The organism is Rhizobium sp. 05L419 (assembly GCF_056397845.1).
The window spans coordinates 224,373-248,798 of record NZ_JBFTOF010000006.1; the positions used below are offsets into that span (position 1 = coordinate 224,373).

The 24,426-nt window shown below is 62.1% G+C and carries 30 protein-coding genes and 1 pseudogene; 12 read left to right on the forward strand and 19 right to left on the reverse strand.

The window, feature by feature from the left end; genetic code table 11:
* Positions 1-182: 182 nt before the first annotated feature.
* Both AC1DMK_RS10635 and AC1DMK_RS10640 read left to right on the forward strand, forming a co-directional pair.
* Complete coding sequence (locus AC1DMK_RS10635) at positions 183-770, forward strand: DUF1214 domain-containing protein (protein ID WP_477858814.1); 588 nt, start codon at positions 183-185, stop codon at positions 768-770.
* The gene (locus tag AC1DMK_RS10640) at positions 763-1,317 is read left to right on the forward strand and encodes a membrane protein (protein WP_037062171.1); all 555 of its coding nucleotides are present in this window, start codon (positions 763-765) and stop codon (positions 1,315-1,317) included. The genes AC1DMK_RS10635 and AC1DMK_RS10640 overlap by 8 nt, the downstream gene beginning before the upstream one ends.
* Before the next feature lie 9 nt (positions 1,318-1,326).
* Here the strand turns inward: AC1DMK_RS10640 and AC1DMK_RS10645 are convergent, their stop codons facing one another.
* Positions 1,327-1,494 (reverse strand): hypothetical protein, encoded by a 168-nt coding sequence (locus tag AC1DMK_RS10645; protein ID WP_196246753.1) that lies wholly within the window; start codon positions 1,492-1,494, stop codon positions 1,327-1,329.
* A gap of 508 nt (positions 1,495-2,002) precedes the next feature.
* Here AC1DMK_RS10645 and AC1DMK_RS10650 point away from each other — a divergent pair.
* Both AC1DMK_RS10650 and AC1DMK_RS10655 read left to right on the forward strand, forming a co-directional pair.
* Complete coding sequence (locus AC1DMK_RS10650) at positions 2,003-2,209, forward strand: hypothetical protein (protein WP_037062173.1); 207 nt, start codon at positions 2,003-2,005, stop codon at positions 2,207-2,209.
* Positions 2,210-2,450: 241 nt separating this feature from the next.
* Positions 2,451-3,500 carry a DUF2336 domain-containing protein gene (locus AC1DMK_RS10655; protein ID WP_477858817.1) on the forward strand — a complete coding sequence of 350 codons (1,050 nt, stop codon included), beginning with the start codon at positions 2,451-2,453 and terminating at the stop codon, positions 3,498-3,500.
* Between the two features lie 25 nt (positions 3,501-3,525).
* Here the strand turns inward: AC1DMK_RS10655 and AC1DMK_RS10660 are convergent, their stop codons facing one another.
* The 3 genes from AC1DMK_RS10660 to AC1DMK_RS10670 all read right to left on the reverse strand — a co-directional run bounded on the left by AC1DMK_RS10660 (position 3,526) and on the right by AC1DMK_RS10670 (position 6,401).
* On the reverse strand, positions 3,526-3,882 hold the full coding sequence (locus tag AC1DMK_RS10660; protein WP_037062178.1) for a DUF1491 family protein: 357 nt from the start codon (positions 3,880-3,882) through the stop codon (positions 3,526-3,528).
* A gap of 76 nt (positions 3,883-3,958) precedes the next feature.
* The gene (locus AC1DMK_RS10665) at positions 3,959-4,888 is read right to left on the reverse strand and encodes a peptidoglycan-binding domain-containing protein (RefSeq protein ID WP_037062179.1); all 930 of its coding nucleotides are present in this window, start codon (positions 4,886-4,888) and stop codon (positions 3,959-3,961) included.
* Positions 4,860-6,401, reverse strand: a complete 1,542-nt coding sequence (locus tag AC1DMK_RS10670) for an ATP-binding protein (RefSeq protein WP_037062180.1) — start codon at positions 6,399-6,401, stop codon at positions 4,860-4,862. The genes AC1DMK_RS10665 and AC1DMK_RS10670 overlap by 29 nt, the downstream gene beginning before the upstream one ends.
* 452 nt (positions 6,402-6,853) lie before the next feature.
* Between AC1DMK_RS10670 and AC1DMK_RS10675 the strand changes: the two genes are divergently transcribed.
* Both AC1DMK_RS10675 and AC1DMK_RS10680 read left to right on the forward strand, forming a co-directional pair.
* A complete protein-coding gene (locus tag AC1DMK_RS10675) occupies positions 6,854-7,363 on the forward strand; it encodes a DUF5330 domain-containing protein (RefSeq protein WP_037062181.1) in 510 nt (169 codons plus the stop codon).
* A gap of 209 nt (positions 7,364-7,572) precedes the next feature.
* On the forward strand, positions 7,573-7,995 hold the full coding sequence (locus AC1DMK_RS10680) for a SufE family protein (RefSeq protein ID WP_037062331.1): 423 nt from the start codon (positions 7,573-7,575) through the stop codon (positions 7,993-7,995).
* Positions 7,996-8,134: 139 nt separating this feature from the next.
* Here the strand turns inward: AC1DMK_RS10680 and AC1DMK_RS10685 are convergent, their stop codons facing one another.
* The 10 genes from AC1DMK_RS10685 to AC1DMK_RS10730 all read right to left on the reverse strand — a co-directional run bounded on the left by AC1DMK_RS10685 (position 8,135) and on the right by AC1DMK_RS10730 (position 16,233).
* A complete protein-coding gene (locus AC1DMK_RS10685; protein ID WP_477858932.1) occupies positions 8,135-8,389 on the reverse strand; it encodes a DUF6456 domain-containing protein in 255 nt (84 codons plus the stop codon).
* Positions 8,390-9,080: 691 nt separating this feature from the next.
* The gene (locus tag AC1DMK_RS10690) at positions 9,081-9,515 is read right to left on the reverse strand and encodes a Ros/MucR family transcriptional regulator (RefSeq protein ID WP_037062182.1); all 435 of its coding nucleotides are present in this window, start codon (positions 9,513-9,515) and stop codon (positions 9,081-9,083) included.
* A 442-nt stretch (positions 9,516-9,957) separates the two neighbouring features.
* Positions 9,958-10,290, reverse strand: coding sequence for a monovalent cation/H(+) antiporter subunit G (gene mnhG / locus AC1DMK_RS10695; protein WP_037062183.1), 333 nt, complete (start codon positions 10,288-10,290; stop codon positions 9,958-9,960).
* Positions 10,287-10,697, reverse strand: coding sequence for a cation:proton antiporter (locus tag AC1DMK_RS10700; protein WP_477858820.1), 411 nt, complete (start codon positions 10,695-10,697; stop codon positions 10,287-10,289). Before AC1DMK_RS10700 ends, mnhG begins: the two co-directional genes overlap by 4 nt.
* On the reverse strand, positions 10,694-11,167 hold the full coding sequence (locus AC1DMK_RS10705) for a Na+/H+ antiporter subunit E (protein ID WP_477858822.1): 474 nt from the start codon (positions 11,165-11,167) through the stop codon (positions 10,694-10,696). Before AC1DMK_RS10705 ends, AC1DMK_RS10700 begins: the two co-directional genes overlap by 4 nt.
* Entirely contained in the window at positions 11,164-12,723 is a 1,560-nt protein-coding gene (locus tag AC1DMK_RS10710; RefSeq protein ID WP_477858824.1) for a Na+/H+ antiporter subunit D, read from the reverse strand. The genes AC1DMK_RS10705 and AC1DMK_RS10710 overlap by 4 nt, the downstream gene beginning before the upstream one ends.
* A 2-nt stretch (positions 12,724-12,725) precedes the next feature.
* Complete coding sequence (locus tag AC1DMK_RS10715) at positions 12,726-13,103, reverse strand: Na+/H+ antiporter subunit C (protein ID WP_037062187.1); 378 nt, start codon at positions 13,101-13,103, stop codon at positions 12,726-12,728.
* Complete coding sequence (locus AC1DMK_RS10720; RefSeq protein ID WP_477858825.1) at positions 13,103-13,522, reverse strand: Na(+)/H(+) antiporter subunit B; 420 nt, start codon at positions 13,520-13,522, stop codon at positions 13,103-13,105. The genes AC1DMK_RS10715 and AC1DMK_RS10720 overlap by 1 nt, the downstream gene beginning before the upstream one ends.
* Complete coding sequence (locus tag AC1DMK_RS10725) at positions 13,519-15,897, reverse strand: putative monovalent cation/H+ antiporter subunit A (RefSeq protein WP_477858827.1); 2,379 nt, start codon at positions 15,895-15,897, stop codon at positions 13,519-13,521. The genes AC1DMK_RS10720 and AC1DMK_RS10725 overlap by 4 nt, the downstream gene beginning before the upstream one ends.
* A gap of 114 nt (positions 15,898-16,011) precedes the next feature.
* On the reverse strand, positions 16,012-16,233 hold the full coding sequence (locus AC1DMK_RS10730) for a hypothetical protein (protein WP_477858829.1): 222 nt from the start codon (positions 16,231-16,233) through the stop codon (positions 16,012-16,014).
* Between the two features lie 191 nt (positions 16,234-16,424).
* Between AC1DMK_RS10730 and msrB the strand changes: the two genes are divergently transcribed.
* The gene (msrB, locus tag AC1DMK_RS10735) at positions 16,425-16,835 is read left to right on the forward strand and encodes a peptide-methionine (R)-S-oxide reductase MsrB (protein ID WP_037062192.1); all 411 of its coding nucleotides are present in this window, start codon (positions 16,425-16,427) and stop codon (positions 16,833-16,835) included.
* A gap of 65 nt (positions 16,836-16,900) precedes the next feature.
* On the opposite strand, the gene AC1DMK_RS10740 is transcribed toward msrB, so the two are convergent.
* Positions 16,901-17,407, reverse strand: coding sequence for an N-acetyltransferase family protein (locus AC1DMK_RS10740; RefSeq protein ID WP_477858831.1), 507 nt, complete (start codon positions 17,405-17,407; stop codon positions 16,901-16,903).
* A 26-nt stretch (positions 17,408-17,433) separates the two neighbouring features.
* Between AC1DMK_RS10740 and AC1DMK_RS10745 the strand changes: the two genes are divergently transcribed.
* Positions 17,434-18,003 (forward strand): helix-turn-helix domain-containing protein, encoded by a 570-nt coding sequence (locus tag AC1DMK_RS10745; protein WP_477858833.1) that lies wholly within the window; start codon positions 17,434-17,436, stop codon positions 18,001-18,003.
* A gap of 148 nt (positions 18,004-18,151) precedes the next feature.
* Entirely contained in the window at positions 18,152-18,628 is a 477-nt protein-coding gene (locus AC1DMK_RS10750) for a hypothetical protein (RefSeq protein ID WP_477858835.1), read from the forward strand.
* On the opposite strand, the gene trhA is transcribed toward AC1DMK_RS10750, so the two are convergent.
* From trhA to AC1DMK_RS10765, 3 genes are all read right to left on the reverse strand, one after another.
* On the reverse strand, positions 18,629-19,297 hold the full coding sequence (gene trhA / locus AC1DMK_RS10755) for a PAQR family membrane homeostasis protein TrhA (RefSeq protein ID WP_037062197.1): 669 nt from the start codon (positions 19,295-19,297) through the stop codon (positions 18,629-18,631).
* A 92-nt stretch (positions 19,298-19,389) separates the two neighbouring features.
* A complete protein-coding gene (locus tag AC1DMK_RS10760) occupies positions 19,390-19,713 on the reverse strand; it encodes a TraR/DksA family transcriptional regulator (RefSeq protein WP_037062199.1) in 324 nt (107 codons plus the stop codon).
* A gap of 49 nt (positions 19,714-19,762) precedes the next feature.
* Positions 19,763-20,179, reverse strand: coding sequence for a universal stress protein (locus AC1DMK_RS10765; RefSeq protein WP_037062201.1), 417 nt, complete (start codon positions 20,177-20,179; stop codon positions 19,763-19,765).
* Between the two features lie 203 nt (positions 20,180-20,382).
* Here AC1DMK_RS10765 and AC1DMK_RS10770 point away from each other — a divergent pair, with 203 nt between their 5' ends.
* Positions 20,383-21,339: a VOC family protein gene (locus AC1DMK_RS10770; RefSeq protein WP_477858838.1), complete on the forward strand. Its 957-nt coding sequence runs from the start codon at positions 20,383-20,385 to the stop codon at positions 21,337-21,339.
* Between the two features lie 48 nt (positions 21,340-21,387).
* On the opposite strand, the gene AC1DMK_RS10775 is transcribed toward AC1DMK_RS10770, so the two are convergent.
* A complete protein-coding gene (locus AC1DMK_RS10775) occupies positions 21,388-22,302 on the reverse strand; it encodes a LysR family transcriptional regulator (protein ID WP_037062203.1) in 915 nt (304 codons plus the stop codon).
* A gap of 197 nt (positions 22,303-22,499) precedes the next feature.
* Here AC1DMK_RS10775 and AC1DMK_RS10780 point away from each other — a divergent pair, with 197 nt between their 5' ends.
* Positions 22,500-23,990 (forward strand): MFS transporter, encoded by a 1,491-nt coding sequence (locus AC1DMK_RS10780; protein WP_477858840.1) that lies wholly within the window; start codon positions 22,500-22,502, stop codon positions 23,988-23,990.
* Positions 23,991-24,023: 33 nt separating this feature from the next.
* A pseudogene (locus AC1DMK_RS10785) lies at positions 24,024-24,371 on the forward strand (LysR substrate-binding domain-containing protein); the annotation flags it as partial.
* Positions 24,372-24,426: the final 55 nt, after the last annotated feature.

The window sequence follows — 24,426 nt, forward strand, 5'->3', positions numbered from 1 at the left end:
CCACTCCTACTCTGCCTCAGCATCGGCAAAGCTCGAGATCATATGCGATCCGCTATATCGTTTGTCGTTAAATAACGCGATGCGTTATGCAATGTCAGACTGCCCCTTTTGCGCCTCGACCATTCCGCCACGCTAGAATCAGTGGTAACCCTTTCAACTGATTTGTCTATCAAGGGCGCCCGGTGTTTAGATTTCCTCTCTTCATTGCGATGACGCTGATTATCGCCTTTGGCGGCGGGATTCTGATTTCGCTCTATGCGCTGAATGCGACGGCAGGCTTCGGCGCGATCAAGCTTGGCGCGTGGGAAGCCTTTCCGGAATTGCAGACCGAAGACGCCGACCCCTATGCCAAATCGCATCGGGCGCGAGCAGGCCAATTGCTCTATGGAAGCGCCGAAGGGCTGATGTTTACCGCCAAGGTGGACGATGCAGGGCAACGCCTGAACGCGGGCTGCAGCTACCGGCTCGTCGGGCAGACGCCGCCCGCGCGCATCTGGACGCTCTTCACCGCCGACAACAGCGGCAACCCGGCTTCGCTGCAGGACGGCCTGCCTGGCGCGTTGAATTCCTGGACGGTGCTGCGCCAGCCGGACAGCAGCTTCTCGATCGAGATTTCCGCCCAAGCCCGGCCGGGCAACTGGCTGGCGCTGCCGGCAGCGGGAACCTTCCAGCTGGTACTGACGCTCTTCGACACGCCGACAGCCGGCAGTTCAGGGGTGATCGACCTTGCCATGCCGAAACTCCTGAAGACGGGGTGCGGCAATGCTTAGAATGGTATTTGGCCTGCTTGCCGGCCTTTTCGGCGCGGCACTCCTGCATCTCGTCATCATCCTGTCGCTGCCCCATTTCACCGGCAAGGACGCCGCAACCCGCGTTGCGTCGGAAGGCGATCTCGACACCTTCTACCTGCTCGGCGCGACGAACGACACGGCCGGCCTGTCGAACGACGATCCATTCGTGCGCACGGCTGTCTGCTCCTACGATATTGAGGAGAATCCCGTGCGTCTCACGGCAAAGGGCAATGTACCCTTCTGGTCGACCGCGCTCTACGACGAGGCATCCAACGAGATCTTCAGCATGAACGACAGGACATCGGTCGGGGGCGCGCTCGATATCCTGATCGGAACGCCGATCCAGCTGACCGAGCTTCGCAAGGCGTTGCCGCAGGAGTTGCAAAAGACCATTCTGGTCGAGACGACGCGCACAGAAGGCTATGCGGTCTTGAGGACGCTTGCCCCTCAGGCAAGCTTCGACGCGGCGGCAACGAACTTCCTTTCGCAAGCCGCTTGCGACGAATTCGCCAGCGCTTCGAACTGAGGTGGCTTCCTACTTCTTCGTTCGCGTTGCGCGGCGGCCCATGGGGCGTTTCGCGCCTTCGACGAGGCGTTCGTAGCGTACGCCCGTGAAGAGCAGGATCTGCGCCTCCACAGGTTTTCTGTCCTTGCGGCCATGCGTCTGAGACAGACGGTCAGCCAATGCGACGACTATTGCCATGCTCGTCCCCCTGCACTGCCCGAGACGGATGAACTACGTGAATCTCACCCTGCCCGCCTTCGCGGACCAACGCGTCCTTTCGAACCCCCGGCTCTCAGGTCATTCGCGCCTTCTCACGGCACTATTTGAAAATACCGTGACGTGGATACCTGCGGCCGAGTACCGGCCGCGTCGTTCCTTGACCGAATTGAGACATATGAGAGTTAACAGATTGCTAATCTTCCATCCGGCATTCGCCGTCCTATAAACGCGTTGCTACCTTCTTTGGTTTCAGCATTCCTCGAAAAAGAATGGTCATCAATCGGCAAATTGAAAATTAGCTTTGATTCATACACTTAGGCAGGCGTCGCGGATCGAGGGTCGACGCAAACGTTACTGTTGCATATTTACATCACGAAAATACTAATTGCAGTTCGCCGCCATGGAGGTAAGGTAGGCCTATCAGCCGAAGGGCAAGGGCGACTGATGTCATATTGGGTCTAATGTGTTAGCCAGGGTGGGCAGGCAAATGACTTTATTGATTGGTTCGACATTTTCCCCTGAAGATCTGGATGTATTGCGACACGCACTCGACGCCTGGTGCGCCGAAAAGCACGTCGATATCAAAAGCTCCGAAGCACATATAGCCGCTTCCGCGGCGCTAGATCTCTATCAGTCCGGATACAATGACGGCGAACGGCTTCTGCTGGCGCTGCGCGGACACAAGGCTCTTTGAGCCGGCGATCGTTTGCGCTTCAGCTTGCCTGAACACGGGGCCTGAACACGAGGCCCTGAGCGGTCTGTCCCGCGCTGCCCGCCGGCACCCGGCGTCCATTCCGGTACAATTTGAATCAAATCTTCAGCAAGCATTAACCCTGCGTCTGTAGGATTTGTTCATAGACCGTATGTGGTAGAGGGCGTCTATCCAACGCGTCCAGTCCTGCGGCATCCCTCTTGCATTTCCAGGGTGTGTTCTTGTGCGTGACCGGTTTCGAGACCTAGAGGCCCCCTCCGCCAGCCGGAAGAAGGACGTAGTTCTCATGGCGACTGTCAGCAGTTTCGAGGGATTGCAACCGCCGACGCGATCCGAACTCAGACAGTTTGCTGAACTGTTCACTCCCCTCTTTACGGCGTCCTCCGACGAAGCCAAGCGCCAGGCGGTCGCGGCGCTCTCCCAATGCCCTGAGATCCCGCAGGCGGTTGCGCTTTTCGTCGGCTGCCAGCCGGTCGGGATCGCAGCCCCTTTCCTCACCTCCTCGACCGCCATCGACGACGACACATTGATCGCGATCGCCCGCATGCAGGGCAGTGCGCATATGAGGGCGATCGTCAGCCGCGATACGCTTTCTCCGAGGGTGATCGATGCCCTGGTCGGACTGCGCCACACCGAACCGCAACAGATGGAAGAGGCAGCGACGCCTCCCGCAGCCCAGCGCGTCGAGGAACGGGTCTTCGTGCCGCCGCCGATTGTGCCCTCCCACAGCGGTCCGGAGACGGCACTCATCAACCGCGAAGAGGAGACGCGCGAGCGGATCAAGGGGCTCGCGCGCCATCTCGGGCGGGACGATGCCGACCGTCTGGGCCTCAGGACCCTTTCAGGCGTTCAGGCGGCGCTGCTGGTCCGCTTTGCCCGCAACAGGGAAGCACCACAGTTTGCAACGGCGCTTGCCGATGCGCTTTCGGCGAGCCGCTGGCTTGCCGAACGCATCATGCTCGACATGTCCGGACAGCAGCTGGCGACGACGCTGACAAGCCTCGGCATGGACTTTCTCGACGCCGTATTCGTACTGGAGAAGCTTTACCTGCATCTGGCAGAGACGCAGCATAACGTCACGCGCGCCTGGATGGTGCTCGATGCGCTCGATCCGGAGGAATGCAATGCTCGCGTCGAATCCTGGCGCCGGGCCGATCGCTATACCTATCTGCCGGAGCAGTCGACAACGGCGGCGCAGCAGGTGCCCGCAAACCGCCCGACACGCCAGGTGCCCCCGGCGCGCGACATGCGGATCATCAGCCGCGCGCGCTGATACCGGCTACAACGACTTCCTCCCGCTACAAAGGGTTCTTGCGCTCGTCGACCATCGGGACGATGCCATCGACATCATCGGCTTCAAGCTCGACGATCCATAGATCTGGATCGAACCTGCGTTCGCGGTCCAGCATGTCGAGGACGTGGTCGGCCTCCTGCCGCGCCAACCTGATCTCGAACAGCCGATCGCCGCTGTCCTCCCGATCGAAGAAACTCTGCGGTGCCGGGCCATAGAGCGTTTCCAGCCCATCGCGGAAACGTTGCCTGATAAAGACTGCGCCGGCCTCCTCGGCTCCCTTCTTCTCGATAGCCGCGAAATCGCCTTTGCCGAAAACACGGCGCAGCAGTGCGGAAACGAAGATGTCGGTGCGTAATCTCATGAGCGCGATATAGGCCGGCCCGCCGATGGCTGCAATGCCATGGCTTGTGCGGGTTGCCTATGACGGCCTGCACCGATCACAGCGCCCCAATTTCCTTGAGTTTTTTCAGCACGGCCTCGTTGGGCTCGCCGTTCTCCGGCAGATTGTAGTGCTTCTGGAAGTGCCGAATGGCGACGCGGGTCTGTTCGCCGGCCACGCCGTCGACGCCGACATTGGTGTAAGCCATGTTGGCCAGGCCCTTCTGGATCTTCAACACCAGGTCGACGCTGGTCAGCGCCGCAGACTGCACCTGCCTCGCCGGGGTCGGCGCGGTCTTGATGGTCTTCTCCGCGCTACGGATGGCGGCGGCGACCGGATCCTCGGCGGCCGCCCTGGAGGACACGTCCTCGCGCGGCCGCTCGGCCGGCACGGTCGACGGGCCGACCCTGTCGGTCCTGAGGGCCGCCAGCACGTCGGGTGTCGCGTCGCCCTTCTGCGGCATGCCCACGGTTTCCTCGAAGAACAGGATCGCAGCGCTGGTGCGCGGACCGATGAAGCCGTCCGGAGCGCCGTTGTAGAGGCCGCGGCGCACGAGTTCGCTCTGGATGTCCATGACGAGCCGGCTGGCCGGCTGGCCGCCCGGGGCGGCCGGCGGCGTGGCGTTGGTCGTCTGTGACGCGTCCGCCTCGTCCTGCCGCTCGATCTTGAAGGTCGTGACCTCACCCACATGCTGCTCGACCGGCGGACGACCGCCAAGTACATTCGGAAAGAGCGGATCGCGGGTGCGCAGGAAGGGATGCGGATGGGTGCCCGGCTGATACCAGAGCGCGTTGGCGGCGACGAAGCTGAAGATGACGAGGAACGCAGCCGTTCCACCGGCGATCGACGGGTTGCGGCCGATGATACCACCGAGCACGCCTGCGCCCTGCAGTCCCAGACCGCCGACGACGCTGGCCCCCGTGAGAAGCAGACCCGGCTTTTGCCGGTCCTTCCTTCCCTTAGGCGATTTTCGCTTGCTCACGGCCATCGAAAAGCCCCTCTTCCAAGATGCCGGCATAGGCCGGCGCGGTCTTCAGTCGCGGCGGAAACTCGACCGGATCGTTGCTGGCAGCGTCGGCTGCCGGAATGCCCGAGCCATCCGCCGCAATCGAAATCGTTATGATCGTGCCCGCGCCTGGCGTGCTGGCGATCGCGAAGTCGCCACCGTGCAGCGCCACGAGACCCTTTACCAGCGACAGGCCGAGGCCCGTGCCCTCGAACCGACGGGTATACTCGTTTTGGATCTGAACGAAGGGCTGGCCGAGCATCTCCAGCTTGTCGGACGGGATGCCGATGCCGGTATCGCTTACACAGAGCTCGAGAATGCCGTCGCGCATCGAGGCGTCGATCGAGATCGCACCGCCTGCCTCGGTGAACTTGACGGCGTTTCCGACGAGATTGATGAGGATCTGCTGGATGGCGCGCTGATCGGCAACGACGTCTTCGAGGCCCCGCTGGATGCGGCTCGTCAGCGAAACGCCCTTGGCCCTTGCCTGCAGCCCCAGCATCGCTTCGCAGGAGCGGATTGCCGCGCCAATATCGAAGCCTTCGAGAAGCAGCTCATAGCGGCCGGCCTCTATCTTACTCATGTCGAGCATGGTGTTGACGACGGAGAGGAGGTGCGCGCCGGAATCGCGAACGAGCCCGACATATTCGCGCTGACGGTCATTCCCGAGCTTGCCGAAATATTCGCCGAGCAGGATGTCCGAAAAACCGAGGATGGCATTCAGCGGCGTGCGCAGCTCGTGGCTGACGGCTGCCAGGAAACGCGACTTCGCATCATTGGCCGACTGCGCCTCCACGGCGTGGTTATGAGCCTCGAGGCGCAACTGCTGCTCCACCGAAACGTCCCGCAGCTGCGCCACGACGCTCAGGAGGACGCCGTCGACATCGCGCCGCGCCGTAAGGTCGGTCCTGAGATAGGAGAACTGCCGGTTGTCGCGTGACAGCGGCGGGCGCTCAAGCCTGAGGTCGGCGGTGGCCTGGTCCTCCCCCTGACGCAGCTGATCGAGCGCCTGCAGGAAGACGATGCGGTCCGAGACGTGGATCTGCTCGACGAAGCCCTTGCCTTCCAGGGGGCGCATCCAGGCAAGATAGTCGCGCTTGTCGCGACCACCGGCGGTCATGACGCCGCCCTGAGGATCAAGGAACAGGATGAGCCCGGCGCTCGCTTCCATGAAGAAGTCTTCGGCAGACTGGGTCGCCACAACCGATGTGGCAACGCTCTGGCGGGACAAGGCAATACTCCCGACAGCGGAAAACAGGAAAGCGGCGCAGACCGCCGCCACGCCTGCGGGCAAGGCCACCGCTGGGCTGGTGATCAGGGAAAGGCCGACAGGCGCGGCGACGAGGGCCGCCGATGACAGGAGCGCAAGGCGGCGCAGAATGACGAGCTCGCGCTGGCGCAGCGCTGCACTTCCCCCCGTCCCGGAGAGCCAGCGTTCCGCCGTCCGGTCCACGAGGGCTGCCGCCCGATCTGCGATTTCACTCAATATACGCACGCAATACCCGCCCAAAAAAGGCTCTTTACCGAGTGCTGACAATAGGCCGCGGGCGCTTAAGGAAAGAATAAAGGAAAGCGCCGCTCCACAGGCCGAAAGGGCCAAAAGTCCCGTTTTGGAGCACGGCAGGGCGGCTTTGTTTTTTACGGTTAACAGCGAGTAAGCGACGGATTTCGCTCATATTTCACGTTGTCGTTAACGCTTGTGGCAACCCCGCCACAAGGAATCCCTGCAATTACAGGAGGCAGGCCTTCGCATGCTTAACGGCGGTCGCTACAATTCGACCGAAATGCGCCAAAGATGCCTTCGATTAAAATTTGAACTAAATTTGCCGCAAATGCCGACGAGTTTTGAAAACAGGCATTCGCAAGTTCTCTCTAAGGTGAAGTCACACCGGAGAACCGGCCCGATTCGGCAACAAGACCGAACGGAAAACAGGATGGGCAACGACTATGTGGTTTCTGATCAAAGGATCGTTCTGGTTCGGACTTGTGCTCGTGCTCTTGTCGTTCTTCAGCGGCGAGCGTTCGACGGACGTTGCCAGCCAGCCGACATTGCAGTTTTCCGACGCTTTCGTCGCCGCGACCGGCGCATACGACTATCTGAGCGGCCTGTGCGGCGAAAAGCCCGAGGTCTGCGTCAAGGGCGCAGAAACGGTTTCGGCGCTCGGCCACCGTGCCCGTGAAGGCGCCCGCGTTGCCTTCGAACTTCTCGACAACCGGTTCGGTGACGGCAAGAGCGCGAACCCCGTTGTCGCGGCGGCTGCACCGACGGTTCCCGCCGCAGCGCTGGCGCCGTCGCAGACTGCAGGCGTGGCCGCTGCTCAGATCCACGAGCAGAAGACCGCAGCGCTCAATCAACCGATGCCCTACCGCCCGCCTGTCGATGACGGCGAAGACATGGCGTCCGATGCCGTGACCACAGGCACCATTCCGCTGCCGACCCCACGACCGGCAACCTGAAGAATTTCGCGGGATATCCCGCACCAAAAGCTTGCACCGGTGCGCCGCACGACGCGGAGCCGCCCTGTGCCTGACGTGCCTGCTCTGTTTGCCTTCCAGCATTTTGCTGCGCCGCGAGGATACCCATCCTTCGCGGCGTTTCTTTTTAATGGTTCAAATCTGGCTGTGTTTCACCTATATGAGACATGACAACGAAAGGCCATTTTTCCATGACGTCCCTCGATCAGATCATCGACGATTTTTCCTTCCTCGACGATTGGGAAGATCGCTATCGCTATGTGATCGAGCTCGGAAAGGCGCTGCCGGACCTTGCGGACGAGAAGAAGACGTCAGCCAACAAGGTGATGGGCTGCGCCAGCCAGGTATGGCTGGTCACGCATACATCCGGCAATCCCGACAATCCGCTGATGACCTTCGAAGGCGATTCGGACGCGCATATCGTACGCGGCCTTGTCGCCATCGTGCTGGCCACCTATTCCGACAAGACCGCGTCCGACATCGCAGCCCTCGACGCCTTCGAGGTGTTTTCGAAGATCGGCCTTGTGGAAAACCTGTCCTCGCAGCGCTCCAACGGGCTGCGCTCGATGGTCAACCGGATCCGCGAAGAGGCGCGGGTGCGCGCTGCGGCCTGATCCTTGGGGCCTTCGGCCATTGGGTCCTTGCACCCGCGCCGCCCGGCATCATTGTTCCGGGCGATAGCCTTCTGCTCCCCATGCTCGAAGCGCTGGCGGCGCGCGGGGGCTGGCGGATTGCAGTGACGCGACAGCGCCGTCAACGCGTGATTGACCGTGATGCGCGCAGCCGTCGCGCTGTCGTCAGCTCAGCCATGCCGCCGCCGCGCATTCCCTTGGTATTGTCGGACAGGCGCGGTTTCCACGATGCGGTGACGCACGGCTGAAGCTGGCCGCGGGTAAAATCCGCAAGAAGCCTCTCGTCGGAAGCGGCGGCGATCTCGGGCAGGAACGGGCTGCCGCTCCCGTCCTTCAGGCGCGAAAGGCCGGCCAGCGGCGATTCCTGGCGTTTGATGCGCCCGCGTTGTGCAGTTCCCTCGACATCCCGTCCGCGCCTGCCGCGCCTCTATTTGCCCGCACCTGCTTCCACGCCCGCAGAAGGTTCTCTCGCCGCAGGGCCGCCTCAAGCAGCCCCGCGCCTGTGTCGTTACCGTTCCGTGGCGGGGGCGCGGCTTCGTCAAGATCGGAGTTCCGACGGGCTTCACCCGCTTGCCTCTCCGATCTCCCGGATAATCCCGGCATCTGACGCATGGCCTTGCTCATCCTCGGTGGGAACTTCACTCTCTCTCCTTCGGCCCTTGTTCGCGCCAAGGCGCTCCCTACTACGGCCTCTGCTGACTTCTCGCTCCGGCTCGACACCGTCGCCCTTTCAGGCGCAAGGCGAGATCTCCAGGTAAGAACGCACTCCTTCACTGCACGACCGCCGGATTTACGCCACCGCCCCTTGGTCACAAGAGCTTCACGGTTTGTTGCCCGCTCGCCCTGGTCGGCATCGCCTCATATCCGGATTCTTGTCCATCGGCCCGCAGGTTCGATCCACGCTTCCTCCCCACGGTCGGTCGCCCTTCCGCAGTTGCGCTTCACTTCGCTCGCCATGACCAGCTTACGGTGGGACTTGCACCCACAAGAGTACGCCCATGCTGGGCGCACAACAAAAAAGCCGGGCTCACGCCCGGCTCTTCGTATTCGTGAAGTCTGAAAGGGTGTCAGCCGCGACCGCGCTTGCGGCGCTGACCGAGACCCATTTCCTTGGCGAGGCGCGAACGCGCTTCGGCATAGGCCGGAGCTACCATCGGGTAGTCTACCGGGAGATCCCATTTTTCGCGATATTCTTCAGGCGAAAGGCTGTGGTGTGTCATCAAATGACGCTTCAACGACTTGAAATTGCCACCACATTCAAGGCAGGTAATCTGCTCGTCCTGAACGGATTTGCGTACCGATACAGCCGGCTTCTGCTTTTCGACGACCGCTGTTGCAGGCTGCGGCGTCGAAGTATTGCTGAGTGCCGAATGCACGTCGGAAATGAGGTTGGCGAGATCGCCCACCGGTACGACGTGGTTGCTGACATAGGCGGCGACAATATCTGCGGTAAGCTCCACCAGCAATTCCGGCCCGCTACCGGCGGCTGCAGTATCCGTCATATTTCGTTTCTCCTGTTTGCATGCTCAAAACGTCTAGGGCCTCTTGGTCCCAGACCGCTATCGTAGAGCGAACAGCAAAAAACTCAGTCTGCGGCTACATGTTTCGAAAAACTGAAATCCACCCCTAGATTCCGAGGCCGAAACCCGTTCTTATACTGCCTGATATTAAATTAGTACGATCGCATCCACGTCGTCTCCTCAATTAAACACTGAAATCCAAAGTCACTGAGGAAAAAAGCAATGTGATTCTAATTCAATATCAGAACTCTACTTGGACAATCAATTATCACCGTTTTGCGAAAACGCCAATTATTATTTCATATATATCCGCCGAAAAATGCCCATCTCTTAAGAATTAATAAGAATGTGCCGAAACATTAATCATCGGCGGCACTGCTTAAAGCTGCAAAAAACTGCTTAAAATACTGAATCGGCAGCGCTCTTACCTTTCAAGAAGATCGTCACGTACGGAAGGCGGTTGAAGTCGATAACCTGTCTTGTGCGCCGCTCTCGCGAGCAGATGTGCAGCAACCGGTGCCGTCAGTATAAAAAAGACGAAACCTGCGATGGCACGGACAAAAATGGCAAGTTCTCCCGAGTTGATGCCGGCGGCAACGAGCAGCAAACCGGAACCGACCGTTCCCGCCTTCGACGCGGCGTGCATGCGGGTGTAGAGATCCGGCAGACGCAGGATGCCGAGGGCGGCAACAAGCGCGAAAAGCGAACCCAGCAGCAGCAGGACGGCGACAACGATCGCGACAAAATAGTCTGTCAATTCCTGCCCTTCCTGGTTTTTCGCCCACTGCCCTTGGAGGTGCCATCGGGCTTTTTCGTGACGGCCCGCGCTCTTTTCGCATCTCGTCGGGTCTTCGCGTGCCGCTCGGGCTTGTGCCGCTCGGTCAAGCCGCCACGCGACATCACGAAGCGCGCGAAGGCGACGGTGGCGAGAAAGCCGACAAGGCCGAGCGAAATGGCGATGTCGATGTAAAGAGCAAAGCCGGTCTTGACCGCGATCACGGCAGTAAAACCGATCGCCGTGCCCGAAAGTGTATCCAGTGCAAGAATACGGTCCGGAAGCGTCGGCCCTGCCACGACCCGCCAGCCAGCGAGCAGGAAGGCGACAGCCAGAATCACGAGAGCGACGGCGGCGGCTGCGGAAACGATCGCAAGCGGCGGGATCATCGGAACGCCTCCAGTATCTTGCGCTCGAAACCGTTCGCGATGTCGCGTTTCGTCGCTTCCGGATCGGAGCAATCCAGCGCGTGAACGTAGAGGGTCCTGCGGTCATCGGAGACATCCACGGACAGCGTGCCCGGAGTGAGGGTGATCATGTTGGCAAGCAACGTGATCTCGAAATCACGATCGACAGTCAGCGGAAAGGCAAGGATGCCCGGCTTCAGCTGCATGTCGGGGCTGAGCACGGTGAGCGCGACCTTCCACGCGGAGAGCGCGAGCTCCCGGAGGAACAGCAGCACCAGGGACAGGATGGCAAAAGAGCGCCGCAGATATCCGCGGCTGCCGTAGGGCTCGCGCACGACGAATAGCGCAAGTGCGCCAAGCACGAAGCCGAAGGCCAGATTGTGGGCCGAGGCGCTGCCCGTCACGGCGGCCCAGGCGATCGCCAGCAGCAGATTGAGGAAAACACCTATCACGGCGCGACGCCTCCGGGAAAGACCGACTGAACGTAAGGGAACGGATCCGCCAGACCGACCGCCGCAGCCTGCGACAGCGCCAGCAACCGCTCCGGCAATATGCCGAAGCCGACGACGAGCGCCGACAGGATCAGCAGGGGCAACGCGGCCCGCCATCCGATCGGCTCGGCCGCTTCGCGACCCGTCGCCGCCGGTCGCCAGTAGGCCAGCAGGAACAAGCGGCCGAAGCCGATCGTCGTCAGGAAGCCGCCGACGAGGATGGCTGCCGCCAGCCACCATGCCCCGACATCGATCGACGCCTTGACCAGCATGACCTTGGGCCAGAAGCCGGAGAACGGGGGCAGGCCGCAGGCGGCGAAGAAGAGAACAAGGGAAACGCCGGCAAAGGCGCCGTTTCGCCGATATAGCCCCCCGAGGCCGGCCAGCGAAAAGCTGCCGCCCAGCAGCGCCGCCTGGCCCGCGAGCAGGTAGAGCGCCGTCATCAGCACCATGGAGTGCACCGCATAGAAGACCGCGCCGGAGAGACCGCCCGAGGTGCCGAGCGCCACGCCGATCAGCATGTTGCCAATCCCTGAGATGACGACGTAGCCGAGAAGCCTGCGGATATCGTCCTGCGCCAAGGCGCCGAGCGCGCCGACGACGACGGTCGCCGCACCTACGGCTGCGATCAGCAGGCTCAGCTGCTCCCGCTCCACCGGCAGCAGCATGACCATGATGCGGATCAGCGCATAGACGCCGACCTTGGTCAGCAGCCCGGCAAAGAGCGCCGAGACGACGATGCGTGGCGTATGATAGGAGGCAGGCAGCCAGAAATTGACGGGGAACGCGGCGGCCTTCATGGCAAAGGCAAGCAGGAAGAGCGCCGACAGCGTCATCATCGGTGCGGCCGACCGCGTGACCTCGACCTTGGTTGCTATGTCGGCCATGTTGAGCGTGCCGAAAACGGCATAGAGGATGCCGACTGCAATCAGAAAAAGCGTCGTCCCAATGAGATTGAGGACTGCATATTTCATGGCGCCGTCGATCTGCCTGCGCTCGGAGCCTAGGATCAAAAGGCCGAAGGAGGAGATCAGCAATACTTCGAACCAGACGTAGAGGTTGAAGACGTCGCCGGTCAGGAACGCGCCCGTGACACCCGCCATCAACATCAGCAAAAGCGGGAAGAAGCCGTAGCGGCGGCCGCTGTCAGTGATGTCGGCCAGCGCATAGATGCCACCGGCGAAGGCCGCGATGGCCGCCGTCAGCGCCATCAGCGCGCCGAACAGATCGACGGTGAAGGCAATGCCGAAGGGCGGCAGCCAACGTCCCATGACCATGGTCAGGGGACCGTGCGCAACCACCTTGGCAAGCAGGGCGGCGTCGGTCAGCGCCAAGAGGGCAAGGCCGGGAATGGCGATCCATGCCTGCAGGCGGATGGAGCCCCGGGCCATGAGTAGCATTGCGCCCAGAGTGATGCAGAGCGCAACCGGCGCGATGACCAGCCAGTTGTCGAGCGGTACAGGCTCGGTGACGAATGCCGCTGAAAGATCCGCGATTTTTCCGGTCGGAGCTGCCATGATCAATACCCCAACGGCGGCAGCGGCGGATTGTCGGGCTCCGCGACGCGCATCTCGTCGGTGTTGTCGGTGCCGATGTCCTGATAGGCGCGGTAGGTCAGCACCAGCAGGAAGGCGAGGAACGAGAACGAGATGACGATGGCCGTCAGGATCAGCGCCTGTGGCAGCGGATTGGCGGCACCGGCAGGCAGCGTGTCGAGGCCTTCCGGAATGATCGGCGGCACCTCGCGCGTCAGCCGGCCGGCCGTGAACAGCAGCAGGTTCACGGCGTTGCCGAGGATGGCGATGCCGAGCATGATGCGGATCGAGAACTTCGACAGCATCAGGTAGACGGCGGCTGAAAAGAACAGGCCGACGAGGATGGCAAAGACCGGCTCCATCAATCGACCTCCCTTTCCTCGAGCGCCAGCGCGATCGAGGTTATGGCGCCGACGACGACGAGATAGACACCGACATCGAAGAGCATGACGCTCGAGAGCGGCACTTCGACGCCTGCTATCTCAGGGTAGATCCACAGGCCGGTCATGAACGGAACGGCGAAAGCGACCGACAGGAGGCCCGCCGAGCACGACATCAGCAGACCCGCGCCTGATATCGCCAGCGGGTGAAAGACGATCGCGCGACGCACCGAACCGACGCCGCGGGCAATCCCGAAGATCGCGAGCGCCGACGCGGCAATCAGTCCGCCGATGAAGCCGCCGCCCGGTTCGTTGTGGCCGCGCAACAACACGAAGACCGAAAACAGCAACATCAGTGCGGTCAGCGCCGGGGCGATGGTGCGGAAGATCAGCGTACTCATGGGCGTTCCACCCCGAGATCGTCAGGCGCATCGGGATCGTTTTCGGCAAGCTTGCGCTCCGTCTCGGCCCGCACGCGAATGAGCGCCAGAATGGCGAGGCCGGTGATCGCGACGACCGCGATTTCGCCGAGGGTGTCGGTGCCGCGGAAGTCGACGATGATGACGTTCACGACATTGGCGCCGTGAGCGATCGCCTTGGAATAGGTGTTGAAGAAATCCGTCAGCGTCGTGTCGAAAGGCGCTTCGGTGGCCTTCATCAACAACAAGGCAAAGCCGGTTCCACAGGCGATCGCCACGGCGCCATCGAACAGCTTTTGCCGAAGCGGCCTTCGATCGGTCGGTGAGAGCCTCAGACGCGTCATCACCAGCGCCAGAATAACGACCGAGAGCGTCTCGACCATGAACTGGGTGAAGGCAAGGTCGGGCGCGCCGAACAGCAGGAAGATGATGGCGACAGAAAAGCCCTGGATGCCAAGCGAGACGATCGCCGTCAGCCGGTCTCGTGCGGCGACCACGGCGGCAAGGCCGATGGCAGCCAGAAGCAGGATCGCCCATTCGTGAATCTGCACGCCCGCCGGCCATGGCGGAAGAGACGGCCATTCATCGAAGAGCCAGAGGGGCACGAGGAGGATCGCCGCGACACAGAGGAAAGTGCAGGTAACATAGAGTTCCAGCCGTCCGGGCTGGATGACGCGCGTGACACGGGCGGAGAAACGCACGAGACCGGCGACAGTGTGGTCGAAGCCGCGGTCGGGGCCTGTTCCGAGCATGCGCAACAGCGAGGCCATCAGGACGCGCCCACGGTCGAGCTGCCAATAGACTGCGATGCCTAAGGCGGCGGTGAGCACCGAGAGCAACAGCGGCACGCCGATATGCGGCACGAGCGAAATCTCGATTTGCGCCTCCGAACCGCGCACCGCCGAGGCCATCGGCGAGGAAATGTAACGGTGCGCCGTTGCTGAAAACAGCGCTCCCGCCAGACCGAGCAGCGCCAGCACGACCGGACCGGCCCACAGCAGCGGCGGCGCCTCATGCGGATGCCTCGGTGTCTCGGCAGGGGCGCCGAGAAATGGCCTCAGCGCCACGGCAAAACCGATCGCGAACATCAGCGCATTGCCGAAGACGGCGACGACGGTGAATATGATGGAACGCGGATCACCGTGCGCGAGTGCTGCATAAATCTCCTCCTTGGCGAGGAAGCCGTAAAACGGCGGCAGGCCACCCATCGAAACGGCCGCAGCAAGCGCCGCCGCAAATGTCAGCGGCATCGCCTTTCGAAGCCCCCTGAGGCGGGTGATGTCGCGCGTGCCGGTTTCATGGTCGATGATGCCGGCGACCATGAACAGCGCGCCCTTGAACAGCGAATGGGCGACCAGATACAGTACCGCCGCCTCGATGGCATAAGGCGCGCCGAAGCCTGTCAGAAGCACCAGCAGGCCCAGCGAGGACACGGTGGTGTAGGCGAGTTTGAGCTTCACGTCAGTCTGGCGCACGGCCAAAAGCGTGCCGACGATGAGCGTCACCCCGCCGAAAACCGGAAGCAGGATGTTCCAGGCGAGGGTATCGCCCATGGCCGGGTTGAGGCGCATCAACAGATAGACGCCCGCCTTCACCATGGTTGCGGAATGCAGGTAGGCCGAAACCGGCGTCGGTGCCTCCATGGCGTTGGGCAGCCAGAAATGAAACGGAAACTGCGCCGACTTGGTAAATGCGCCGCCAAGCACGAGCAACAGGATCGGCAGGTAGTACGGATTGGCGCGCAGCAGGTCGCCCGACTGCAACAGGACGGACAGTTGCACCGCGCCCGTGACGCTCCAGATCAGCAGCAGCCCGGCCAGCAGCGCCAGCCCGCCGCCGCCCGTGACCACCAGCGCCTGCAGCGCAGCGCGGCGCGAGGCTTCGCGCCGATGGTCGAAGCCGATCAGCAGAAACGAGGTGATCGAGGTGAGTTCCCAAAAGACGAACAGCACCAGGAAATTGTCGGACACGACAAGGCCGAGCATCGCGCCCATGAAGAGGAAAATGAACGAAAAGAAGCGCCCCTGATCCGGGTGGCCCTTCAGGTAGGCTCCGGCGTAGAGCACCACCAGTGCGCCAATGCCGGTGATCAGCAGCGCAAACGTCACCGACAGGCCATCGAGCAGCCAGGAGAAACTGAGATCGAAGCTCGGCACCCAGACGTAACCGCCGCGGATGATCCCGCCTACGGCGAGCGTCGGCAGGAGACTGAAGAAATGCAGGAAGGCCAGCAAGGGCGCCAGCGCCAGCAGCCAGGCCGCATTCGCGCCCAATGCGCGGACAAGGAAGGGGGCAAGAACAGCACCAAGAAACGGCATGCAAAGGGCTGCGAACGTCAATGCCGTCACATCGGCCATGTCCCCTCCTCTGCTCGCAAGGCTTTGAAAGCCGACCTGAAATCGGAAGTGCCCGTAACGTTTAGGAGAAGACGCGCGCCGTCTCAAGCTCTGTTCGGACGAAAGGCGCGTTTCTCACAGGGAAGCGAGCCGGACTGCGCCTGCGAACCTGCATGACACGTGATTGTGCAGCAGAAAAGCAATCACCAGCAGCGGCCAGGCGAGGCAGAGGACAAGCCCCATCATGCGCGCCAGCGTCCAGCCGCCGTGAAAGGCCCAGCCTTCCAGAACGGTGATCAGCAGGAATACCGCCGAAACAGCGCAGTATCCCCCGCACAGAACATGAATAAGGAGCACGGCATCCCTCCCGACCGTACCGCGTCGACACGATTGATCCAAGATACAGGCAAACGACGGGCGATTTGAGTGCCCCAATATGCGTAGGCCAGGTGCTCAGCCGAAAGATCTATCCCTTGATCGATTTCGCGGTACGCACCACATTACTGACGAAAAATCGAACGCCCCCCCAGCGCGAAAGGAGCAAGCCCATGGCCGACACGACGATCGCCAAGGTTCACAAGACAGATGCCGAATGGAAGGAACAACTGACGCCTGAGCAATACCGCGTTACCCGCCAGCACGGCACGGAGCGGGCGTTCACCGGCCCCTACTGGGATTCGTTCGAGACCGGGCTTTATCGCTGCGTCTGCTGCGATGCGCCGCTCTTCCGCTCGGACACCAAGTTCGACGCCGGCTGCGGCTGGCCGAGCTATTTCGAGCCGGTGTCTGCCGATTCTGTCACCGAGTATCGCGACTCGACCCACGGCATGGTCCGCACGGAAATTCGCTGCGGCAACTGTGACGCGCATCTTGGCCACGTCTTCCCCGACGGCCCACCGCCAACGGGGCTGCGCTACTGCATCAACGGCCATTCGATGGTATTCGAGCCCGGCAAGTAGGCTTGAAGTGCGACTGCCCGCCGAGAACCTTGGCGGGCACCCGCTTACGACAGCGGCAATCCCCGTTACTTCGAGACCCTGAGTTCCATGAACGTCAGGTCCAGCCAGCGGCCGAATTTGGTCCCCACTTCGAAGAAGGTGCCGCCGTTTCGAAAGCCGAGCTTCTCGTGCAGCTTGATCGACGCAAGATTGCCGGCTTCGATGCCGGCGATCATGACGTGAATGCCGTTTTCACCCGCCCGCTCGATCAAGGACGTCATCAGCAGCTTGCCGATGCCGGCACCCTGATGATCCTTCTCGACATAGACGGAATGCTCGACCGTGTGGCGGAACCCCTCGAAGGCGCGCCAGTCGCCATAGGAGGCATAGCCGGCGATCCGCCCGTCCTTTTCGGCGACGAGCACAGGAAAGCCCCTCGCCCGACGCATCCTGAACCACTCCAGGCGGTTGCCGAGATCGACGACCGTCTCGTTCCAGATCGCCGTCGTGTGCTCCACGGCGTGATTGTAGATATCGCGAATGGCCGGCAGATCCGCCTCTGTGGCATCGCGCAGGAGAACGGCTTGCGTCATCGGTTTCAGTCCACTATTGTTTCATTATGTCTACTATATCAAACGATCTCGATCACTGTCTAGGGGAGCGCGTCCGAACCGAGCGGGAATTGCGCGGATGGTCCCTTACCGACCTTGCCCACCTCTCCGGCGTGTCGCGCGCGATGATCCACAAGATCGAGCGCGGCGAGAGCAGTCCCACAGCCTCGCTGCTCGGCAAGCTCTGCGGCGCGTTCAGCCTGACAGTATCGTCGCTGATCGCCCGCGCCGAGGCCGGAGGCCGGAGGCTGACGCGGCGATTGGAGCAGCAGGTGTGGACCGATCCGGAGACCGGCTATTCGCGCCGTCATATTTCACCGCCGAACGGCAGTCCATTCGATATCGTCGAGATCGATCTTCCGCCTGGCGCTGCCGTCACCTACCCCGCGTCGGCCTTCGTCTTTCTGCGGCAATGCATATGGATTGTCGACGGCGAACTCCGCTTTAGCGAAGGAGATGCCGTACACACTCTGAAGAGCGGCGACTGCCTGCTGCTGGGGCCGGCTGCGGACTGCGAGTTCCGCAACCTCAGGGCGGTCAATTGCCGCTACGTCGTGACGGTTCTGAAAGCAGGCTGAAACGAGAGGAAGAATGCGCCGGGAGCATTTCCGCTTCTCTTCGAATCGCGAAGACGCTCTTTCTTTTATTTTACGCAATTCCGAACGCAAAACTGCTGCGCACTTTTGCTGGAATTGCGCTAGGCTCGGCCCCAGACCGGGAGGGCTCATGATCAATCGATTCGTCATTCTGCTGTGCCTTGCCGCAACGCCTGCGCTGGCGGACGACTGGCGGCCCTATGCCAACGCCCGCTTCGGCTATGCGATCGATCTGCCCGCGGATTTCACGGTCACCGGCGAGGCCGACAATGGCGACGGCATGACGCTGACGTCGAAGGACGGCAAGGCCGAACTCCGGGTGTTCGGCGCCAGCCGGCTGCAGGAGGATTTCGCCGCGGAGATCAGGAGCCGGACGGAGATGGACGAGAAGGAAGGCTGGACGATCAGCTACAGCAAGCCGTCCAAGACCTGGGCAAGCTATTCCGGCACCCGCAAGGATCGCATCCTCTACGTTCGCGCCATATCGCTCTGCCACGACGCAGTCGGCTTTGTCACGCTGGAGTATCCGAAGGCGGCACTGAAGCAGTACGACCCCGTGGTCGGGCATCTGGTCAAGACGCTTGCCGCGCCGCCGCATTGCGCCTGATCAGAGACCGGACGCGCTCATGCTGAAGCAGGTGAGAACCGCCGTGTAGTGGACGGCGGCGGCGGCGACCACGAAGCCGTGCCAGATCGCATTTTGAAACCGCAGCTTCTCCCACACGTGGAAGATGACGCCCAGCGAATAGATGATGCCGCCGATCACGATCAGCAGCATCGAGGCGTATGGGATACGCTCGGCGACCGGCCCCGCCACGAGCACGCCGCTCCAGCCCATCGCGAGATAAAGCAGGATCGCAAGCTTGTCATAGCGGCCCGGAAAGACGCACTTCAGGAACACGCCCATCGCCGCAATGGCCCACATGCCGATCAGCATGCCCAGGAGCAGAGGATTGTCGGCGCCGCGTTCGAGGAAGGGGGTGTAGGTGGCGGCAATCAGGATGAAGATCGAGGAATGATCGAGCCTTCGCAGGAACCACTTCGTGCGCGACACCGGCCAGGCATTGTAGGAAAAGGAGACGCCAAGCGTCAGCACCAGCCCGATACTGTAGATCCACGCCGCGGCCAGCTCGCCATGCGAACTCCAGACGGTCGCATAAAAGATCAGCACCGTCGCGCCGATCAGCGCAAGCGCCAGACCGACGCCGTGGACGATGCCATCGGCGATCAGCTCATATTTATCATAGGCCCAGCGGATACCGTTGAACTCGCCCATGCACGAACGCCCTATTCGATCCGCGGCGATCGTGTCACCGAAACGGCCGAGGCGCAATACAACAGCGTGTCCACCAGCGGGGGATCGCCAGACTAGGTCTGGCCTATGCAATCCTCGCAGAGCGGGGCATACGGCACGGCGGCGAGGCGCTCTTTGGAAATGGGCTGTCCGCAATTGACGCAGGTGCCGTAGGTGCCCTTGGCGATCCGTTCGAGCGCCGCGCCGATCGCGCGCAGTTCGTCCTGCCCAGCCTGCCCCAGACCTTCGAGAACCTCGTCATTCTCGCTCTCCGTGGCGCGGTCGTCGCTGTCCTGCTCCTTGGTGCGCCCGAGATCGACGTCGATTCGGGACAGCCGCGATTGAAGTTCGCGCTGGCGATCCCTCAGAATCGTCTCGTAGGCCTGGATGTCGCTCATCGGTTCCTCCGTCGAGTTGTTGTCGTTGTTGTTCTTCTTCTTCGTCTTCCTAGCGTCGCCGGTCGACCAGCACCGAGCACTTTGCATGCCGCACGACGCGGTCGGCCGTCGCGCCGATGAAGTAATTGCTGAAGTCGGGGACATGCGATGCCAGGATGATCAGATCGGCTCCGTGGGCTTCCGCGGCAGCAAGGATGCCGCTCGCGGGGCGGCCATGGCTGATCTCGATGTTTGCCGGGATCCCGGTCGTCAGGATCAGCCCTTCGAGCTTTTCACGCGCATCCTTGGCCGCGTTTTCGACCAGCTCGACCGGCAGATCGATAGCGACATAAGTCGGAATGTCCTCAACGACGTTGAGGAGTATGATCTCGCCCCCGGTATCGAGCAATGTGGCGGCTTTGCGAAAGGTCATTTCGCCGTCCCCCAGCGCGCCGATTTCGATTGCGACGACGATCTTCTTGTACATTCAGGGCGCTCCTCTTTGGCGTTCGCGGCAAAACACATATCTCTCAGAAAATAGATAAGGCGCTTTGATCAAGATCAAGTCCGGCCGGCGCGAGGTCGTCAACAGACGTCGAACGCTTAATCGCCAAAAACAGGCCTTCTGTGAACAATCGGAATCCGTCATATAAAGGTCAAGTACAGCGGCCAAAAAGGGACCTCCGAGGCATGGACCGGCGAAAATTCCTTGGCATCGCTACCGGCAGCACCCTCGCTGCCACCGCAGATAGGCCTTCTACGACTAGGGCAGGAGACACCCGCATGACGACCACCGAGACGTCCTACGCGCTGACGCGCCCGGCCTATGTCGATCACTCGCATCTTGTTGTCACCGACCTTTCGCTGGTCTCCAGTTTCTACCAGTCAATGCTTGGCCTCAAGGTCATCGAGAAAACCGCCAGCGGCGAAGTGCTCGGTGTCGACGGCACGCCGCTCCTGACGCTAACGACGAGCAAGGATGTCCGCGTCGCGCCTGCTAACGCCGCCGGCCTCTTCCATACAGCGTTCCTGATGCCCGACCGCACCGAGCTTGCACGCTGGCTGCGCCACGCCGCGCACAACAATGTCCCGCTCGACGGCGCTTCGGACCATCTCGTCAGCGAGGCGATCTATCTTTCCGACCCAGAGGGCAACGGCATTGAGATCTATGCAGACCGGCCGCACCAGCAGTGGAAGTTCCATGAGGATGGCAAGGTCGAAATGGCAACGCTGCGCCTCGATCTGCAGGCGCTCTACGACAGCGCGCCGCAGGGCGCCTGGAACGGCATGGCCGATGGCACGGCGATCGGCCATATCCATCTGCAGGTCGGCAACATTCCAGAGGCCGACAGCTTCTATCGGGATGTCCTCGGCCTGAAGTTGATGGCGCGCTATCCCGGCGCCAGCTTCTTTGCCACCGGCGACTACCATCACCATGTTGCCGCCAACATCTGGAACAGCCGCGGTGCCGGCGCCCGTACCGACGGCATGACCGGCCTTTCGGACTACGCGCTCCGCTTCAACGACACCGCAGCACTCGACAAGGCCGTCGCCAAGCTCGACGCGCTCGAGATCAACAGCGAGAAGCGTGGCGGCGGCGTGTTCCTGAGAGACCCCTGGGGCATCGGCCTGACGCTTTCGGCCTGAGATACCGGCAGAGCGTGGCGGGTTTTTGCGACGCTCGAAAGGGCTGGGCTATCGCGCCGGAAGGGTGTCGCAGCGATCCGCAAACAGCGCCTCCGTCAGGAAATCGACGAGGACGCGCACCTTCGGCGACAGATGCCGGTTCGACGGCCAGAGCAAATGGAACTGGCCGGGGCCATCGATATGATTGTCCAGAACGGTGCGCAGTGTACCGTCGGCAAGATGCCGGCGGGCCAGAAAATCCGGCATGCAGCCGATCCCCAGACCGCTGAACGTCGCGCCGCGCAGGGCCTCCATGTTGTTGCACGTTAGGGCCGTGCGGACGGAGAGCTCCTGTGCGCCCGGCCGCAGGGTCAAGGGCCAGTCCTGGATCTTGCCGCTGTTGGGAAAGCGAAAGCGGATACCGAGATGGCCACACAGATCCTGCGGGCAATCCGGCAGACCATGCTCATCGAGATAGGCGGGAGAGGCGCACAGGAGCATCTGAAAGGGCCGGAGCGCGCGTGACATGAGACGCGAATCGGGCAGATTGCCGCTGCGGATCGCGACATCCACCCCCTCCTCGATCAGGTCGACGATGCGGTCGTTGAAGTCGAGATCAAGCTCCACCTCCGGGTAGAGCCGGACGAACTCCGGCAGGACGGGCAGCAGCAAGTGGTAGCTGACCAGGGGGGCGCTGAGACGCAGGCGACCACGGGGAACCGCCACGGCCTGCGCAAGCGAGGCCTGGGCGTCCTCCAGATCATCAAGCACGCGCCGGCAGCGTTCGTGGAACAACCGCCCTTCCTCGGTCAGCCTTATGCTTCTGGTCGAACGCTGGAAGAGCCGCACGCCAACCTGCCGCTCCAGTGTGGTCACTGCCTTGCCGACGGCCGAGGCCGAGAGGCCAAGGACACGTCCGGCGGCGACGAAGCTCCCAAGATCGGCCGTTTTCACGAAGGCAGCCAAGCCGCTCAACTGGTCCATTTTGCACCCTCATTCGAGCGTTATTTTCCAATATATGCGGAAAGATAGCCGCCTTTTCCATTCACTGCTGAAATTTTATCTTGCCCGAGCCGCGAACACCAGGGGTCTCATCGCTCCCGCGAGCACGTCGTATCCAACCAGGCGGAAACCTCATGACAAGACCTAACAATAGAGCGCGCGCGAGCGCGGCTACGAAAATGCTGGCCCTCATCGGCGTATGCTGTGCCGCCGCCGCGATGCCGCTGACATTCACCGGGCCCGCGGTCGCCCTGCCCGCCATCAGCCGTGACCTTGGCGGCAGTCCGATCGCCCTCAACTGGGTTACGAATGCCTTCATGCTGACCTTCGGAAGCGCTCTGATGGCCGCCGGCGCGCTTGCCGACAGCTATGGGCGCAAGCGGATATTTCTGTCCGGCCTAGCGGTATTCATGCTCTTTTCCGCGGCCCTTGCCTTTTCCGGTGACATCGTCCGGTTCGACGTCCTGCGCGCCTTGCAAGGCGTCGGCGCAGCCGCGGCCTTCTCGGGCGGCATGGCATCGCTCGCCCAGGAATTCGAAGGGGACGAGCGCATGCGGGCATTCAGCATCGTCGGGTCGAGCTTCGGCGTCGGCCTGGCATTCGGACCCATTGCCTCCGGCTTCATGGTCGAGACGTTCGGCTGGCCGGCGATCTTCGTTCTGGTCTTCGCGCTCGGCGCACTGGCTTTCGCGTTTGGCGCGCGCTTCCTGCACGAGACGCGTGATCCGGCGGCAAGTGGAGTCGACTGGCCGGGTGCGATCAGCTTCACGCTGGCGCTGACGCTCTTCACTTATGGCATGCTTCGCGCACCCGAGCACGGATGGCAGGATCCTGCCGTCCTTGCGCTGCTTGCTGCGTCCGCCGTGCTGATGGCGATGTTTTGCTTTATCGAGCGGACGGTCAAACGGCCGATGCTCGACCTGACGCTCTTCCGATATCCGCGCTTCGTCGGCGTGCAGCTTCTGGCCGCGGCGCCCGCCTATGCCTTCGTCGTGCTTCTCATCCTGCTGCCGGTTCGCTTCGTCGGCATCGACGGGATGAGCGAGGTCGGCGCCGGCCAGATGATGATCTGGCTTTCCGCGCCGCTGCTGGTGCTGCCGATGGTGGCGGGCCAACTGACGCGCTGGTTTGCGCCTGCCATCATCTGCAGCGTCGGCCTGCTGATTTCGGCCGCCGGCCTGTTCTGGCTGAGCAGCGTTCCCGGGAGTGCCGCGCACGCGTCGCTGATTGCGCCTCTGCTTGCCATCGGCGTCGGCATCAGCCTGCCCTGGGGTCTGATGGACGGCCTTGCGGTCAGCGTCGTTCCGAAGGAGCGCGCAGGCATGGCGACCGGCATCTTCAGCACGACTCGCGTCGCGGGCGAAGGCGTGGCGCTGGCGATCGTCAGCGCGGTGCTCTCGGCGCTGACCCAGTCCAGCATCGGCGGTGGTCAACAAGGTTCGACTGCCGTTGCGGCGCAGCGCATGGTAACGGGTGATATCCACGCTGCGGCCGCGGCCTTGCCCAGCATGACGCATGATGCGCTGATCCAGAGCTACGGGCATGCGTTCAGCACTCTCTTGCTGCTGCTCGCGGGCATCACCGTCATGACGGCAATCGTCGTCAGCCTGTTCCTTGGGCGCAGAACAAACGAACCTGAGGATACCGTCTGCGAAAGTCCGGCAATGTAATCGCCGGCAGAAAGCGGCGATGACGGCCCGGCGGTGAAGCTCGGCGGCGAGTTGCAGATGATGGTGGTTGCCTCTCCAGACTATATGAAGCGCTTCGGCAAGCCGAAAACGCCGCGCCATCTGCAAAATCACCGCTGCGCCAACTTCCGCTGGCCGACCGGTGGCGGCCTTTATCACTGGGAGTTCGAGAAGGAAGCGGAAAAACTTGAGGTCCTGGTCAACGACCCCCCTATCGTCACCGAACCCGAGGTCTTTGTGAATGGAGTCGGCATCAGCTATCTCTTCGAATTTCAGGTCCGGCAGCCTATCGAGAATGGCGCCATGGTGCGCATGCTGGAAGATTGGACGCCGCCGTTTCAGGGCTTCCGTCTCTACTATCCCAGATGCCGCCACCGCTTCGAGCCTTCGTCGATTTTCTCGAGGCGCCGACTGTTTC